The organism is Pseudoxanthomonas sp. P4_B2, from assembly GCF_056402315.1.
In genome coordinates, this window is the sequence record NZ_JBFUHQ010000002.1 from 189059 (window position 1) to 204997 (window position 15939).

13 protein-coding genes are annotated in these 15939 nt (G+C 64.1%); 1 reads left to right on the forward strand and 12 read right to left on the reverse strand.

Annotated features, from left to right (window positions below; genetic code table 11):
* Window positions 1–126: 126 nt before the first annotated feature.
* From AC1DTQ_RS05380 to arfB, 7 genes are all read right to left on the reverse strand, one after another.
* Window positions 127–3351: an efflux RND transporter permease subunit gene (locus tag AC1DTQ_RS05380; RefSeq protein WP_477848505.1), complete on the reverse strand. Its 3225-nt coding sequence runs from the start codon at window positions 3349–3351 to the stop codon at window positions 127–129.
* Window positions 3341–4609, reverse strand: a complete 1269-nt coding sequence (locus AC1DTQ_RS05385; RefSeq protein ID WP_477848506.1) for an efflux RND transporter periplasmic adaptor subunit — start codon at window positions 4607–4609, stop codon at window positions 3341–3343. Before AC1DTQ_RS05385 ends, AC1DTQ_RS05380 begins: the two co-directional genes overlap by 11 nt.
* Window positions 4606–5886, reverse strand: a complete 1281-nt coding sequence (locus tag AC1DTQ_RS05390; RefSeq protein WP_477848507.1) for a TolC family protein — start codon at window positions 5884–5886, stop codon at window positions 4606–4608. The genes AC1DTQ_RS05385 and AC1DTQ_RS05390 overlap by 4 nt, the downstream gene beginning before the upstream one ends.
* A gap of 56 nt (window positions 5887–5942) precedes the next feature.
* Entirely contained in the window at window positions 5943–6320 is a 378-nt protein-coding gene (locus AC1DTQ_RS05395) for a hypothetical protein (RefSeq protein ID WP_477848508.1), read from the reverse strand.
* Window positions 6321–6539: 219 nt separating this feature from the next.
* Complete coding sequence (gene dcp, locus AC1DTQ_RS05400) at window positions 6540–8702, reverse strand: peptidyl-dipeptidase Dcp (RefSeq protein WP_477848509.1); 2163 nt, start codon at window positions 8700–8702, stop codon at window positions 6540–6542.
* Between the two features lie 239 nt (window positions 8703–8941).
* Window positions 8942–9544, reverse strand: coding sequence for a lysophospholipid acyltransferase family protein (locus tag AC1DTQ_RS05405; RefSeq protein WP_477848510.1), 603 nt, complete (start codon window positions 9542–9544; stop codon window positions 8942–8944).
* On the reverse strand, window positions 9541–9975 hold the full coding sequence (arfB, locus tag AC1DTQ_RS05410) for an alternative ribosome rescue aminoacyl-tRNA hydrolase ArfB (protein WP_310093328.1): 435 nt from the start codon (window positions 9973–9975) through the stop codon (window positions 9541–9543). The genes AC1DTQ_RS05405 and arfB overlap by 4 nt, the downstream gene beginning before the upstream one ends.
* 124 nt (window positions 9976–10099) lie before the next feature.
* Between arfB and AC1DTQ_RS05415 the strand changes: the two genes are divergently transcribed.
* Window positions 10100–10675 (forward strand): DUF2059 domain-containing protein, encoded by a 576-nt coding sequence (locus AC1DTQ_RS05415; RefSeq protein ID WP_477848511.1) that lies wholly within the window; start codon window positions 10100–10102, stop codon window positions 10673–10675.
* A gap of 6 nt (window positions 10676–10681) precedes the next feature.
* On the opposite strand, the gene ung is transcribed toward AC1DTQ_RS05415, so the two are convergent.
* The 5 genes from ung to rhlB form a co-directional block, all read right to left on the reverse strand.
* Window positions 10682–11392 (reverse strand): uracil-DNA glycosylase, encoded by a 711-nt coding sequence (gene ung / locus AC1DTQ_RS05420; protein ID WP_477848512.1) that lies wholly within the window; start codon window positions 11390–11392, stop codon window positions 10682–10684.
* 38 nt (window positions 11393–11430) lie between these two features.
* Window positions 11431–12273: a response regulator gene (locus tag AC1DTQ_RS05425; RefSeq protein ID WP_477848513.1), complete on the reverse strand. Its 843-nt coding sequence runs from the start codon at window positions 12271–12273 to the stop codon at window positions 11431–11433.
* Window positions 12274–12280: 7 nt separating this feature from the next.
* Window positions 12281–13231 carry a permease-like cell division protein FtsX gene (ftsX, locus tag AC1DTQ_RS05430; RefSeq protein WP_477848514.1) on the reverse strand — a complete coding sequence of 317 codons (951 nt, stop codon included), beginning with the start codon at window positions 13229–13231 and terminating at the stop codon, window positions 12281–12283.
* On the reverse strand, window positions 13228–13914 hold the full coding sequence (ftsE, locus tag AC1DTQ_RS05435) for a cell division ATP-binding protein FtsE (RefSeq protein WP_310093316.1): 687 nt from the start codon (window positions 13912–13914) through the stop codon (window positions 13228–13230). Before ftsE ends, ftsX begins: the two co-directional genes overlap by 4 nt.
* Window positions 13915–14077: 163 nt before the next feature.
* Entirely contained in the window at window positions 14078–15769 is a 1692-nt protein-coding gene (rhlB, locus tag AC1DTQ_RS05440; protein ID WP_477848515.1) for an ATP-dependent RNA helicase RhlB, read from the reverse strand.
* Window positions 15770–15939 lie beyond the last annotated feature (170 nt).

Genomic DNA, 15939 nt, shown 5'->3' on the forward strand with positions numbered 1-15939 from the left:
TGAGGGAGCGGAGCATGCGGGGATTCTAATGCATCGCGGCAAAGACGCGAAGTACGCCAGCCTCCTTGGACGCTCGACAATAGTTCGAACAACGCCTACGGCACCGGCCAGCACATGCGATCGAACTCATCGCTTCTTGTCTGCCATACCGTTGAGAGGTGCGCGCACGGAATGCACCCATCGATACAGAGCAGGCAACACCAGAAGCGTCAGTAACGTCGATGAAATAATGCCGCCGATGACCACGGTCGCCAGCGGTCGCTGCACTTCCGATCCCGCGCCGACGTTGAGTGCCATGGGCACGAAACCCAGCGAAGCCACCAGTGCCGTCATCAGCACTGGACGCAGCCGGCCGAGCGCGCCATCAACGATGGCATCGTCCAAAGCATCGCCTTCCTCCCTCAGCTTGCGGATGAAGGCGATCATCACCAACCCGTTAAGCACCGCCACGCCGGACAACGCGATGAACCCGACGCCGGCGGAGATGGACAAGGGGATACCGCGCAGAGCCAGTGCGATCACACCGCCGGTCAGCGCCAACGGCACGCCGCTGAATACGATCGCCGCGTCCTTGACCGAACCGAAAGCCATGAAGAGCAGTGCGAAGATGACGATCAAGGTGACCGGCACCACGACCGACAGCCGCTGACTGGCGGAGATCAATTGCTCGAACGTGCCGCCGTAGTCGATCCAGTAACCGGTCGGCACTTCCACCTCGGCCTCTACCCGCTGCCGTAGTTCGCTGACGAAACCGCCCAGGTCGCGGCCGCGCACGTTGGCCGTGACCACCACGCGCCGTTTGCCGTTCTCGCGATTGATCTGGTTAGGACCTTGCAGGGTTTCGATCTTCGCCACCTCGCGCAGCGGCACGGTACGTGGAGCGCCCACGCGAAAGCCGCCGCTGCGGCTGGATTCGTCGGCGTTGTCGCTGCCGCCCAACGAGATGGGAAGGTCGGCGAGCGCGGCAGGATCCTGGCGTAAGCGTTCCGGCAGCCGAACCACGATGTCGAAACGCCGGTCGCCTTCGAACAATTGTCCGGATACCTCGCCGCCAACGGCCGTGGCGACGGTTTCCTGCACCACCCCGGGGTTGAGGCCGTAGCGCACCAGCGCGTTGCGGTCGGGAGTGATGGTCAGTAGCGGCAAGCCGGTCGTCTGTTCGAGCTTGACGTCGGCGGCACCCGCGACCGATTTCGCCACTTCTTCAATGCGCTTACCAACCTCTATGAGGGCATCCAAGTCATCTCCATACAACTTGATCGCCACATCGGCGCGCACGCCTGAGATCAGTTCGTTCATGCGCATCTGGATGGGCTGGGTGAACTCGTAGTTGTTGCCCGGCAGCTGCTCCACCGCAGTTTCTATTTCCGCCACCAGTTGATCCCGCGGCTTGCGCGGATCGGGCCATTGCGAGCGCGGCTTCATCATCAGGAAGGTGTCGGCCACCGAGGGCGGCATGGGATCGGTGGCGACTTCGGCGGTTCCCAACTTGCCGAATACGCGATCGACTTCCGGAAACTGCTTGATGCGAGCTTCCAGTGTGGACTGCATCTTCACCGCCTGATCCAGACTGGTGCCGGGAATGCGCAGCGCGTGCAGGGCGATGTCGCCTTCATCCAGATTGGGGATGAACTCGGTGCCCAGTCGTGTCGCCAGCAATGCGCACAACGCCATCAGCACCACCGCGCCGCCCATGACCCAACGACCGCGCCGTAGCGACCTGGCCAGCAACGGTTCGTATCCACGTCTGGCCCACTGCATCACCCGGTTTTCCTTCTCGTCGACACGGCCACCGAGGAACACGGCGATGGCCGCCGGCACGAAGGTCAGCGACAGCAGCATGGCCCCGGTCAGTGCGAGCACAACGGTGATCGCCATGGGATGGAACATCTTTCCCTCGATGCCGGTCAGCGCGAAGATCGGCAGGTACACCGCCGTGATGATGCCCAGACCGAACAGGCTGGGCCGGATCACTTCCGCCGTCGCCGATGCCGTCACGTCATGCCGCTCTTTTTCGGTCATCACCCGACCCAGCTGATGCTGCATCTCGCCGAATCGGCGCAGACAGTTTTCGATGATGATCACCGCGCCATCCACGATCAGGCCGAAATCGAGTGCGCCCAGACTCATCAGGTTTCCGGAAACGCCGCCACGGACCATGCCGAACACGGTGAACAGCATCGCTAGCGGGATCACCGCTGCGGTAATCAGGGCTGCACGAAAATTTCCGAGCAGCAGGAACAGCACCACTATCACCAGCAAGGCGCCTTCCACCAGGTTCTTCGACACGGTGGCGATGGTGCGATCCACCAAGGCGGTACGGTCATACACCGGCGTGGCCCGCACCCCGGCAGGCAGGCTGGCATTGGCTTCCTTCAGCTTGGCCGCCGCCGCCTGCGCGACATCGCGGCTATTCGCGCCGACCAGCATGAACACCGTGCCCAGCACCACTTCCCTGCCATTCTGCGTGGCGGCGCCCGTACGCAGTTCCGGACCCTCGCCGACTTCAGCCACATCGCGCACGCGGATCGGCACGCCTTCGCGGCGATCCAGCACGATGTCGCGAATCGCATCCAGGTCGGCGACTTGCCCAGGCACGCGCACCAGGAACTGCTGACCGTTTCGTTCGATGTAGCCGGCGCCGATGTTCTGGTTGTTGGTGGAGACCGCGGCGACCACGTCGTGCAGAGTGAAACCCAAGGCCACCAGTTTCGAAGGCTCCGGCGTGATGTGGATCTGCCGTGCGAAGCCGCCGATCGTGTTGACCTCGGTCACGCCCGGCGTGTTGCGCAGCTGCGGCCGCACGACCCAGTCTTGCAGGGTGCGCAGGTCGGTCGCGGTCCACGGCGCGCCGTCTTTCTTCACCGCATCAGCCTTGGCCTCGACGGTGTACATGAAGATTTCTCCCAGACCGGTGGCGATGGGTCCCATCTCCGGCTCCAGTCCCTCGGGCAATTGCGATTTCGTCTGCTGCAGCCGTTCGCTCACCTGTTGCCGCGCGAAGTACAGGTCGGTGCCGTCCTTGAAGGCGACCGTCACCTGCGACAGGCCATAGCGCGAAATCGAACGCGAATAATCCAGCCCGGGTAGACCCGCCATCGCGGTCTCGATGGGGAAGGTGACGCGCTGTTCGGATTCCAACGGCGAGTAGCCCGTGGCCTCGGTGTTGATCTGCACCTGCACATTCGTGATGTCGGGCGTGGCGTCGATGGGCAGCTTGGTGAAGCTCCAAGCGCCCAGCGCAACCAACGCCGAAGTCAACGCCAGCATCAGCCAGCGATGGGCGATAGCGAAGCGGATGATGGCTTCGAGCGCTCCGCGTCGCGTTTCCTGCGGGCGGTCAGTGGTCATGGGAGGCTCCCGATTTCTCGATGTCTGCCTTGATCAGGTAGCTCTGTTCGACAACCACCGCATCGCCTCCCTTCAAGCCCGACAACACTTCCACCTGATCGGCATCGCGCTTGCCGAGCTCCACGGGACGCACTTCGTACGTGTCGCCGACGCGTATGAAAACGACTTCCCAGTCGCGGAAGTTCTGCAGCGCCGAGAGAGGCACCACCAGCGCGGCGGGCTGTTGCTCGACCGTAATGCGCGCCTTCACCGCGGAACCGGGACGCCATAGACCGTCGGCGTTGGCGATGGTCGCGCGCGCCACCGTACTCTGGCTTGCGGTCGCGGTGCCGGGCAGCACTCTTTCGAGCACGGTCTCCAGAGTGGCACCATCGCTCATGCGCGTGACTTCCACCGGCACACCAGGACGGATGTGCTGCGCGTCCGAGCCGAAGATATGCAGGTCCACCCACAATGAAGACAGATCGCCGATTTCGAACAGCGGTGAGCCTTCGCCGGCGACCGAACCCACCGACGCATTGCGTGCCAACACCACCCCTGAGATCGGCGCGCTGACCGTGTAGGTGGTCAGACTGAGGTTGCTTTCGACCGACGCCAGCGGCTGTCCCACGCGCACGGAGTCTCCGACGTTCGCGCGCAGGCTGCGGATGGGCCCTGGGAAGCGCGCCATGGCGTGGGCGACGCGACCTTCCATCGGTGTAAGCAGGCCCTGCACTTCGTGTTCGTCCGCAATCACGCCGGGGCCAACGGGTGCGACGCGGATACCGGAGTCGGCGGCGGTCTTCGCTGCGATCTCGGTCCGCCCTTCGTAGCTGGGGTATTCCCAGCGCAGGGTCTTGCCTTCGATTTTCGCCAGCACTTCAACGTCGAACGAATGCGGCTCTGCTACGACGCTGGCCGCCATCAGGCGGCCATCGACCTGCGGTTTGAGGACGTGGTTCTCAGCGATATTGCCGAGGCGTTTCAACCTGACTTCGACGTTGCCCGCGGTCGCGGGCATGGGCTTGCCGCCTGCGTACAGCCAGGCCTGGTATTTCGGTGGCGTGCCATCTTCGGCGATGGTCAGCTCTACCGCATAACCGCCCTGCTCCAGCAGTCTTCCGCCGTGCTCCCCTTTTTTGGCTTCCTCAGCTTCCGCGTGCTCGCCTCCTTTCTCGTGGCCGCGTTCTTCGGTCGCGTGCTCTTCGGTCGTGTTCTTTCCACAAGCGCTTAGCAGTAACGTCAGCGCCAATGCGCCGATCAGCTTCTTCGCTTTCATGGTGTCGTTTCCTGGTTGGTTTGCGGTGCGGCACCGGCGACGAACGCCTGGCCGGTGAGCCGCTGGATTTCGATCAGTGCGCGCTGGGCTTCCAACGCCGCTTCGAGTTGTTGCTTACGCGTACTGGTGCACTCGGACTGCAACTGCGCCCATTCGAGATAGCTGATCGCGCCACCGCGGTAGGCGCGTTCGGCAGCGCTCTCGGCCTTGGCGAGCTTGGGCAATACGTCCGCTTGCAATCGCGACACTTCGAGCTGGGCGGCGCGGTAGCGGCCATGCGCTTCCGACAACGTGGAATACAACGACAGCCCTTGCGCTTCGCGTTCGATCTCGACCAGCGCCAGTTCCGCTTCCGCGATACGGATATCGGGCTGGGCCCGACGCGAATTTCCCAGTGGCATCGAAACGCTGCCGACCAGCGCGAAATCGTCCGTCGCTTGCAGGCGACGCACGCCGACTTGCCAATCCAGATCGGGCGTGGCCTGGCTGCGCGCCAGTTGCAGACGCGCCTCGCCTATGCGCTGTTCGTCGGCAAATCGCGCCAGCTCCGGCGTACTGATCAGCAACGCATCCAACGAGGCGAAATCGGCGATGTTCGGCAGGACCAAAGCATCGCCCGCGACTATGTCGAACGCCGGATCGCGTTGGCCCCACAAGGCGGCAAGATGCTGCCGCGCGGCCGCGATGCGCTGTTGGGCGCGATCGCGTTCCAGCTCGGCGCGGGCCAACGCGGCCTGGGCGGTCAGCACCACGGATTCGGGCGATGCGCCTGCGGCCAAGCGTTGGTTGGCGCCAGCGACGGTGCGTCTGCGTTGCGCGACATCCAGATCGGCGATGCGACGCTGCTCCTGGGCCGCGTTGATGGCCAGATAGCGGCGCGCGACTTCGGCCAGCAAATCGAGTCGTTTGGTTTCCCGCTGCAGCGCCAGGGAATCGATACGCGTCTGGGCGAGCGTGCGCCGCGCATCCAGCTTGCCGCCGCGCTCAAGCACCGAAGCCAGGGTCAGGCTGATTTCGGCTTGCCCGAAACCGCTGGCGTCGCCGGTGCCGAGCGCATTCTCGATCTGCACGCCAGCGACCCGGGCCGGCGGCAACGAAGCGCGTTCGGCCTCGGCCGATAGCACGCCAAACTGGCCGTCCACCAGGCGCAAATCGGGATGGAATTGGGCGACGCGCGCGAACGCTTCGTCCAGAGTCAATGTTTCAGGCGGCTGCGCCCACGCCGGCAGGCATGACGCAGCCGCGAAGACGGCGAGCGCCGTCGAGCGAAACCACATGGGAGTTTCTCCAAAGGATCGATGACGAGGGACCGGCGCTTTGCCGGCGTGTCACGTCAGATCGCTATCGGAGGACGGAAATGATCCGTGCGTGGAGGTGAGTGGGGCGCGGCGAACACCGGCGCCGGCACCGCATCGGAAAACAGTGGCGGGTGCGCTACGAACGGGGTGGAAAGGATCGCAGTGAGATGGCCGCAGCAGTGCGCCGCATGCATAAGGGCATGCAGCAAGTCGCCGCCTTCTTCCCGCAAGCCCGCGTTGTCGGCTTGGTCGTGGGAGTCCCCCAGCTGCGCATGCTCGACTCTGCCGTGACTGGATTCGTGCAAATCCCCGACCGCGGCGAATACGGGATTGACCAGCACCGCAAACACGAGCAATGCCAGCGCGGGAAGGCGCAGCAGTCGGACAATGCGGTAGTGAGGAATGCGAAGCATCGAGTCCGCATGCTACGGGACGCCTAGCCTGTTAAGCAATTACAGCGTTAGATTTAGACCAAAAATTCAAGGTGGGAGCGGCGTCCCGCCGCGAGCTCTTGATCCATCCGCAAGTCTCAAAACTCGCGGCGGGACGCCGCTCCCAGTGATTCGGGCATAAAAAACGGGATGGCTGCAAAGCCACCCCGCTTCCGAATAACGAGTTTCTTCCGCTGACGCTTACTTCAGCCCGCGATTCTCCAGCAACGGTTCCACACTGGGATCCTTGCCGCGGAAATCGCGGTACAACGTGGCCAGGTCGACCGTGTTGCCGCGGGAAAGGATCTTGTCGCGGAAAATCTGGCCGTTCTCCGCGGTCATGCCGCCGTGCTCCTTGAACCACTCGAACGCGTCGTCGTCCAGCACTTCCGACCAGAAGTAGGCGTAGTAACCGGCCGAATAGCCGCCGCCCCAGATGTGGTCGAAATAGCTGGTGCGGTAGCGCGGTGGCACTTCGGCCAGGTCCACCTTGAACTTCTTCAACGCGTCGACTTCGAACTTGTCCACGTCCTGCAACGGCGCATCCGCCGGTAGCGTGTGCCAAGCCAGATCGAGTAACGCGGCCGACAGGTATTCGGTGGTGCCGTAGCCGCTGTTGAACTTGGAGGCCTTCTTGATCTTGTCGACCAAGGCCTGCGGCATCGGTTCACCAGTTTTGTAATGCTTGGCGTAATTGGCGAACACCTTCGGATCCGAAGCCCAGTGCTCGTTGAACTGCGACGGGAACTCAACGAAATCGCGCGAGGTGCTGGTGCCGGCGATGGACGGATACTTCACTTTCGAGAACATGCCGTGCAGCGCATGGCCGAACTCGTGGAACATGGTGGTGACGTCGTCGAAGCTCAGCAGCGCCGGCTGGCCGGCGGCGGGCTTGGTGAAGTTGCAGACGTTGAAGACCACTGGCTTGGCCCCGGTCAGGCCATCCTGCTCGACGAACACGTCCATCCACGCGCCGCCGGACTTGCTGTCGCGCTTGAAGTAGTCGGTGTAGAACAGCGCCAGCGAACTGCCGTCCTTATCGAAGACTTCGTACACCTTCATGTCCGGGTTGTAGACCGGAAGGTCCTTGCGTTCCTTGAAGGTGATGCCGTACATCTGCGTGGCGGCGTAGAACACGCCGTTGTGCAGCACATTGTCCATTTCGAAGTACGGCTTGATCTGCGATTCGTCCAGGTCGAACTCGGCCTTGCGCACCTGTTCGGCGTAGAAGTCCCAGTCGGATGCGGTCAGCTTGAAGTCTCCGGTCTTTGCATCGGCATGCTGCTGGTCGATCACCGCTTGCATCTTGACGATTTCGCTACGCGCCTTGGCGGTGGCAGCAGGCACGGTATCGGTCAGCAGCTTCAGCGCCTTGTCCGGCGTGATGGCCATCTGGTCGGCCAGGCTGTAGGCGGCGTAGGTATCGAAACCGAGAAGCTTGGCCTTCTGCGCGCGCAGTTGGGCCAGACGCTGGATGATCTTGCGAGTGTCGTTGGCATCGCCGTGCTCAGTGCGCGTTTCCGACGCTTCCAGCACCTTGGCGCGCAGTTCGCGATCCTTCAACGACGCCAGCACCGGCTGCTGGGTGGTGTTCTGCAGGGCCAGCAACCACTTGCCGTCCAGCTTGCGTTCCTTAGCCGCGTCGGCCGCCGAAGCGATGTCGCCTTCGGACAGACCATCCAGCTTGGCCTTGTCGTCCACTTGCACCGCGCCGGCGGCCGCGGCCGCGACCAGCTTGTTGTGGAAGTCGGTGGACAGCGTGGTCTCTTCCACGTTGAGCTTGCGCATGACCACCTTGTCGGCTTCGGACAGCTGTGCACCGGCGCGGACCATTTCCTGGTAATCGCGTTCGACCAGGCGCAGTTGCACGGGGTCGAGCTTGAGCGTGGCACGCGCGTCGTAGACCGCCTTCACGCGCGCGAACAGTTTCGGATCCAGCGCGATTTCATCCTGGTGCGCGGCCAGCTTGGGCGCGATCTCTTCCTGGATCTTCTGCCGCACCGGATTGGTATCGGCCTGGACCAGGCTGAAGAAGATGCGGGCGACGCGGTTGAGCGTCTCGCCAGTGCGCTCCTGTGCCTCGATGGTGTTCTCGAAAGTGGCCGGCTCGGAGTTGTCAGCGATCTTGCGCATCTCGGCCAAGTGCTGCTTCATGCCTTCCTCGAACGCCGGCAGGTAATCGGCATCCTTGATCTTGTCGAACATCGGCGCGCCGAACGGCAGCGTGCTGGCGACCAGCAGCGGATTCTCGGCGGCGGCGGCGGCGGGGGCTGAGGGTTTTTCGGTCACGGCTTCAGGGGTGTTTCCGGTGCAGGCCGCAAGGGCCAGGCTGATGGCGGCGGCAAGAACGAAGTTGCGCGACATGGAACGCTTCCAGGGTCAGGGAACAAGTCGGCTACCCTAGCGCGCCGGCCCTTCCGGCGCATGTGTCGAAAGTGCCGCGCAAAGCCCCGGTTCAGTGGGAGCGGCGACGCGGGAGCGGGTTTGTGGGAGTGTTGTGCGAGCGGCGTCCCGCCGCGAGCTTTTGATTCTTCACTCTGCAAAGCKAAAAAGCTCGCGGCGGGACGCCGCTCCCACAACACCGCTCCCATGGTCATTTAGCGTCAGACGGTGCTTCGGTTCTTGCCTTGCCACGGCCGGTAATACTCGCGGATAAGCGCCATGTCCTGCTGCAGGTTATCGGTGGTCTGGAAGACCCGGTCGATGCCGATGATCTTCTCCGGATAATGGAAATACGCCATGACGATGGGGACATCGGCCGCGCGTGCGATCTTCCAGAAGCCCGTCTTCCACTTCTCCACCCGCTTGCGCGTCCCCTCCGGGGTCAGCGTGAACCAGATGCGGTCGAAGTCGCGGATGATCGCGATCGCCTGCTCCACCGTTCCCTGCGGCGAACTGCGGTTCACCGGTATCGCTCCCAGTCGCCGCAGTAGCGGGCCCAGCGGCCACCAGAACAGCTGCGCCTTGCCCAGCACCCGCACTTCCAGGCCCAGCGCGATTTTCGCCGCCATTCCCCAGTACCCGTCCCAGTTGGACGAATGCGGGGCGACGATCAACACCGCCTTGGCCAAATTAGGAATCGGACCGACGATGCGCCACCCGCCCAGCCTCAGGGCGGTGCGGCCGAGCCAGCGAGTGAACCGATTGGGTTTCACCTGCGGCATCAGCGGCGGGATGGGGGGAATCAGATCCGTCGCATCGCTCAATCGATCACTCCCTTACTCGAACGCCCGCGCTTGATTTCGCCGCGACCGCGCTTGGCGTCCAGGCGACGCGCCTTGGCCGCACGCGAAGGCTTGGTGGCGATGCGCTTCTTCGGTGCGGTCAGGCCGGTGGCGATGAAGGCCGCCAGACGCTCGCGCGCATCCTGGCGGTTGCGGTCCTGGGTGCGGAAACGCTGCGCGTCGATCACCAGCACGCCCTCATCGGTGATGCGGCGGTCGCGTTTGGCCAGCAGCCGTTCGCGCACCGGTTCCGGCAGGGAGGGAGAACCGGCTAAATCGAAGCGCAGTTCCACCGCAGTCGAAACCTTGTTGACGTTCTGCCCGCCCGCGCCGCTGGCGCGCACGAAGCGTTCGACCAGTTCGGTCTCGGGTATCGCCAGCGTGGGCGTGATTTCGAGTGCGTCGCTCCCCATGCGCTAATTGTAGGCATGATGCGGCGCCCTGGCATCCGCAATCGGACGCGTCGGCGTTTAACCGCCCATTTACTTTCCGCTGGGCACTATGTGCGTTCATCCATTCGCCCCAGGAATTCCCGGCATGTCGACCTCACGCTCGCTTTTGGGTCTGCTTTCGCGCCCGCTTCCGCGCCTGATCGTCGTCGCTGCCTGCCTCGCGTTGAGCGCTGCCACTGCGCTGGCCGCTCCGCCGAGCGATGCCGATATCGAGCGCCTGCTCAAAGCTTCGCGCGCGCAAAGCATGCTCAACGCGATCCTGCCGCAAATGGAAGAGATGCAGCGCCAGCAGTTCGAGCAGATCACCAGCGGCAAGGATCTGAGCGCCGAGCAGAAAGCCGAGGTCCAGCGCATCCAGTCGCGCACCAACGAGATAGTGCGCAAGGCCCTGGCCTGGGAGGAGATGCGTCCCCTCTATATCGACGTCTACAAACAGACCTTCAGCGCCGAGGACGTCAGGGCCATGGCCAAGTTCTACGAGAGTCCGGCCGGGAAAAACCTGCTGGACAAGACGCCGTTGCTGATGCAGAACCTGATGGGCGCGATCCAGAAGAAGATCATTCCGATGATGGAGGAGCTACAGACCGAGCTGAAGGAATCGACCAAGGAAACGCCGGCGCCCGAAGTCACTCCGCCCGCGAAGAAGAAGAAAAAGCGGTAGCCGTTCCTATAGTTTCAATTCGGCCTTAGGCGGCAGGCGCCAGTCGATCGCTGTTTTGCCTTTCTGCGCCAGGAATTGGTTAGTGGCCGAGAAGTGCTTGCAGCCCAGGAATCCGCGGTGCGCCGAGAGGGGCGAAGGATGCGGCGCACGCAGCACACGATGGCGCCGCGCATCGATCACCTTGCCCTTGGCCTGCGCATAGCTTCCCCACAACAGGAACACCAGGTCTTCGCGTTCGCTAGCCAGCACTTCGATCGCGCGGTCGGTGAATCCTTCCCAGCCCTTGCCCTGATGCGCGCCGGCGCGTCCTTCTTCGACGGTTAACACCGAATTCAACAGCAGCACGCCCTGCCGCGCCCACGGCAACAGGCAACCGTGGTCCGGCCGCGCAATGCCCAGGTCGCTGTTTATTTCCTTGAAGATGTTGTCCAGCGACGGCGGCACCGGCACGCCAGGCAGCACCGAAAAGCACAGCCCGTGCGCCTGCCCCGCCCCGTGGTAAGGGTCCTGCCCGAGGATCACCACCTTCACTTCCTCGAAGGGCGTGGCGTCGAAAGCCGCGAAGATCTGCGGACCGGGAGGGAAGATGGTCGCGCCCGCCTGTTTCCGCTGGCGGAGAAACTGGGAAAGTTCGCGCATTTCCGGACGCAGCAGCCAGTCGCCGACTTTCGCTTTCCAGGAGGGTTCGAGTTTGATGCGTTCTTCTTCGGTGGTCATGGCGGCTGTGAAGCGATTGAAAAGCGCGTCGCGCGCGATCAGACCAGCGAGCGCGTTTCGTCCATGCCGGCCACGCGCAGTTGGAACAGCACTTTGGTGATCAGCAGGCGTTCTTCGATTGGCTTGAGCACCAGGTCGTTGGCGCCGGCCTGCAGCAGTTCGGACTGGTTGTTGCGGTTGTCGTCGCCGGTCATCACCAGGATGGGCAGGCGACGCTTGCCGTAAGCGAAATCGACGCGAACGCGCTGCACCACGTCGCGGCCGCTGAGTTCGCCCTTCAGGGTCACGTCGGTCAGCACGAGGTCGAAGCGGTGGGTGGAAAGGCCCAGCGATTCGGCAGTGAGCAGGGCGAAGGCGTCTTCGGCCTTGAGCACGTGGACGACTTTGAGATCGTGCCGCTCCAGCATGCGTTTGGTGGTTTCGGCCACCACCCGGCTGTCTTCCACGTACAGCACCGTAGCGCCCACTACCGCCTGCGGTTGCACGTAGCCACGGATGAAAGCGGCGAGCGCCTCATGACCCAGCGCTTTATCGAAGTAGTCGGTGACGTACTCGGTGAAGCGGCGCTCGACCAGGTGCTGTTGGGCGTCGCCGGACACCACGATCACCGGCACGTAAGCCTGGCCGGCAGCTTCGCGCACGGCGCGCGCGATCTCGAGCCCGTCGCCGTCCTTCAGCGCGAGCGAGGTGGTGACCAGATGTACCGCGCCTTCCTCCAATGCCTTGCGCGCTTCGGCGATGCTGGCGCAGCCGATCACTTCCACACCCGGCAGCTCGCGCTTCAGCACGTCGGCGATCATCTTGCGCACCATCTTCGAACCATCGACCACCATCACCCGCGGGGTGTCGCTGATCAGATGTCGAAGCTCCTGCGAATGCATAAAGGGCCTAGGTTTCCGTCGGTCTGGTCTGTCGCAGGAAATGTCCGGTCACCAGCCACGCGCCCAGCCAGCCGATCGCCGTCGCCGCCAGCAGAAAACCCGCCGCGCGCAGGGGATCAAGACCAGTGAGTGCGAAACCGCTCCCGTAACTCTGCGCCAGTGCGTGCAGCGGCGCGCGCAGAGCATACGCTGCCGCGGCCAACAGACCCAAGGCCAGCGCGCCAGCGGACAGGCCGTACCACGCACCGAGGTAGATGAAGGGACGGCGGATGAAGCCGTCGGTGGCCCCCAGCAACTGCAACACGCCGATTTCCTCCCGCCGCGACTGGATGTCCAGACGCACGGTATTGCCCACGACCAGCAGCGCGCCCAGGCCGAACAGCGCCGCCAGCACCCAGGCCAGACGTTCGCCGAAGCCGAGCCAGCCCTGCAGGCGTTGCCGCCAGGCCGCATCGTGCTGCAACAGGCCGGTTTCCGGCAGGTGCTCCAGCGCTGCCACCAGGCTGGCGTCGTCCTCACCGGGCGTCACGATCAGCAGGCTGGGCAGCGGGTTTTCTTCCAGCGCGCCGATCGCATCGCCCAGGCCGCTGCGGGCGCGGAACTCGGCCAGGCCCTGCTCCGGCGTGCGCACTTCCACCTTGGCCACGTCGCCGCGTCCGCGCAATTCCGCCGCTAGCGCTTGCGCACGCGCGACCTCGATCTCGGGCTTGAGGAACAGGTCGATTTCGCGCGACTGTTCCACGCTGCCGGCGAAGTGCCGCAGGTTTTCCAGCGCCAGGCCCAGACCCAGCGGCAAGGCCAGCGCCACCGCCATCACGCCGATGGTCAGCAGCGTGGTCCATGGCCGGCGCAGCACGCGGCCCAGGCTGGCGACGAAACTGTAGAGATGCTGGTCCAGCCAGATCCCGAAGCCCGAACGCGGCCCGGCGGCCATGAGGTTGTCCTTGCCGGCCGTCATTCGGCCAGATCCGCCGGGGAGATGTCGTCCATCAGCTTGCCGTGGTCCAGGATCAGCACGCGCTTCTTCATGCGTTTGATCAACGCCAGGTCGTGGCTGACCACCAGCACGCTGGTGCCGCGTTCGGGCATGGAGGCGAACAAGGACATGATTTCGGCGGCAAGCGTGGGATCGAGGTTGCCGGTGGGCTCGTCGGCGACCAGCAGTCGCGGTTCGGCCACGATGGCGCGCGCGATGCCTACGCGCTGCTGCTCGCCTGCCGAGAGCTGCGAAGGCAAGGCCTTTTCGCGATGGCCCAGACCCATCCGCGCCAGCACCTCACGCACGCGCTTGCCGATGTCGGCGCGGCGGTCGCCGCGCAGGATCAGCGGCAGGGCGACGTTCTCCGCTACGGTACGTTCGGCCAGCAGGCGATGATCCTGATGGACCGCGCCGACTTCGCGACGATGCAACGGAATGCGGCCGCCGCGGACTTTCAGCAGATTGCGCCCGCCGAACACCACGGCCCCACGGCTGGGACGTTCGCTGAGATGGATGAGCTTGAGCAGGGTGCTCTTGCCGGCGCCGGAATGGCCGGTGACGAACAGCATTTCGCCTTGCGCGACTTCGAAGCTGACGTCGGCTAGCGCCTCATGGCCGCCCGGGTATTGCTTGCTGACGTTTTCGAATCGCAGGACGCTCATGCGGGGATTATGCCCTGTTCCCTTCTCACGCCGTAGGTCGGGGTTACATCCCCGACGCGCGTGTTGGTTGGCGTCATGAAGTCTCGCCGCGGACCGGTATTACATCGCTCATACGCGCGTTGGTTGGCGCAATGAAGTCGGGGGTGTAACCCCGACCTACTCATCAGGAGCCGGAAACCAGCGACTTGAGCTTGCGACCCAGCTTGGTCAGGAACGAAGAGTTGTCGACGGACGTTGCGGCCTTGGCTGCCAATGCAGGCTGCGACTGCTGCGTTGCCGAGTTTGCGACCGCTCCTTCGAGGGGTACGCCGTGACGACGACGACGACGCTTGCGCGGCGGACGCGTGGCGTCGGTCGCGCCGGCGGGTCCAGTGCCTGCGGCGACGGCCGGAGTCGAAGCCGCGGCAACAGGTGCCGAAGCGGCGAGATTCTCGCTGCGCGGGAGACGCGGCGGACGCGGACCGCGGTCGGAAGTAGCGCCGGTCGAACCGCTGCGCGGACGCGAAGGACCGCTGCCGCTGCGGCTCGAACCGCCGCCGCCAGTGCGACCGCCGCCACGGCGCTGCTCATCGGCGATGCGTTGTTCGCGCGCTTCCTTGAAGATCGTGCCGATGCTTTCGCCGGCGTCCTCATCCACTTCGTCGCCCGGTTGCGGCGCCGCCCGCGGCGCGCGTGGGATGGCGGTCAGCAGTTCGGCGGTCACCGCCTCGACCGGCAGTTTCTGTTCGATGTAGGCCTCGATGTCCGGCAGGCTCTGCGCGTAGATCTCGCAAGCGAAGCTGATCGCGTCGCCTTCGGCACCTAAGCGCGCGGTGCGGCCGATGCGGTGCACGTAGTCTTCCGCATCGAACGGCAGATCGTAGTTGTAGACGTGCGACACGCCGTCGATATGCAAACCGCGCGCGGCTACGTCGGTGGCCACCAGGATCTCGAGCTGGCCCTTCTGGAAGCGGTTGAGCAACGACTCGCGCTTCTTCTGGGGCACATCGCCCGACAGCACGCCCACGCGGTAGCCTGCTTTTTCCAGCGAACGCGCTACGCGCTCCACCCACACCTTGGTGTTGACGAAGATCATCGTGCGCGCGCCTTCGCTGCGCGACAGCAGGCCGATCAGCAACGGGACCTTTTCTTCGTTGGCCGGGAAATAGACTTTCTGGCGAACCTTGGCGGCGGTGATGAATTCGGTTTCCACCACTAGCTTCTGCGGCTCGTTCATATGTTCGTACGCAAGCTCCAGCACTCGGTGGCTGAGCGTGGCCGAGAACAGCAGCGTCTGCCGCGTGGTGCGCTCGGGCATCTTGCGCAGCAGGAAGCGGATGTCCTTGATGAAGCCCAGGTCGAACATGCGGTCGGCTTCGTCCAGCACGCAAATCTCGCAGGCATGCAGCGAAACCACTTTGCTTTGCTTCACGTAATCGATCAGGCGACCCGGCGTGGCGATGATGACGTCCACGCCCTGGGTCAGCAGTTCGCGCTGCTTGTCGTAATCCACGCCGCCGTAGATCAGGGCGAAACGCAGGCCCAGGTCGGCACCGAACTTCACCGCGTCCTTGTGGATCTGGATGGCCAGTTCGCGGGTCGGCGCGAGGATCAGCGCGCGCGGATCTTCCAGCTTGCGGTCGGCCAGCGCCGGACGCGTGAGCAGACGGTTCATGACCGTGACCAGAAAGGCCAAGGTCTTGCCGGTACCGGTCTGGGCCTGGCCGGCGACGTCGCCGCCCGGCAACGCCACGGGAAGCGTCATCGCCTGGATCGGCGTGGTGCGCGAGAATCCGGCGGCTTCCAGCCCGGCGAGCAAGGCCGGATGCAGGTCGAACGAGGAAAAGGTGATGTCGGTTAACGGCTTGTCGCTCATACTTTCTTCTTTGGATGTTTCACGCGCATTGCGCAGGTCGATGCGCTTGCATCGTCGTCACCGGCGTCGCACACTGCGTTCCATGCCGGTGTACGCGAATCCAGGCCTAAGCCCTTGAACGGAATCGCGGAACGCCCCAGTTTACAGCAATGCGGAGGCCGGCATTTCGG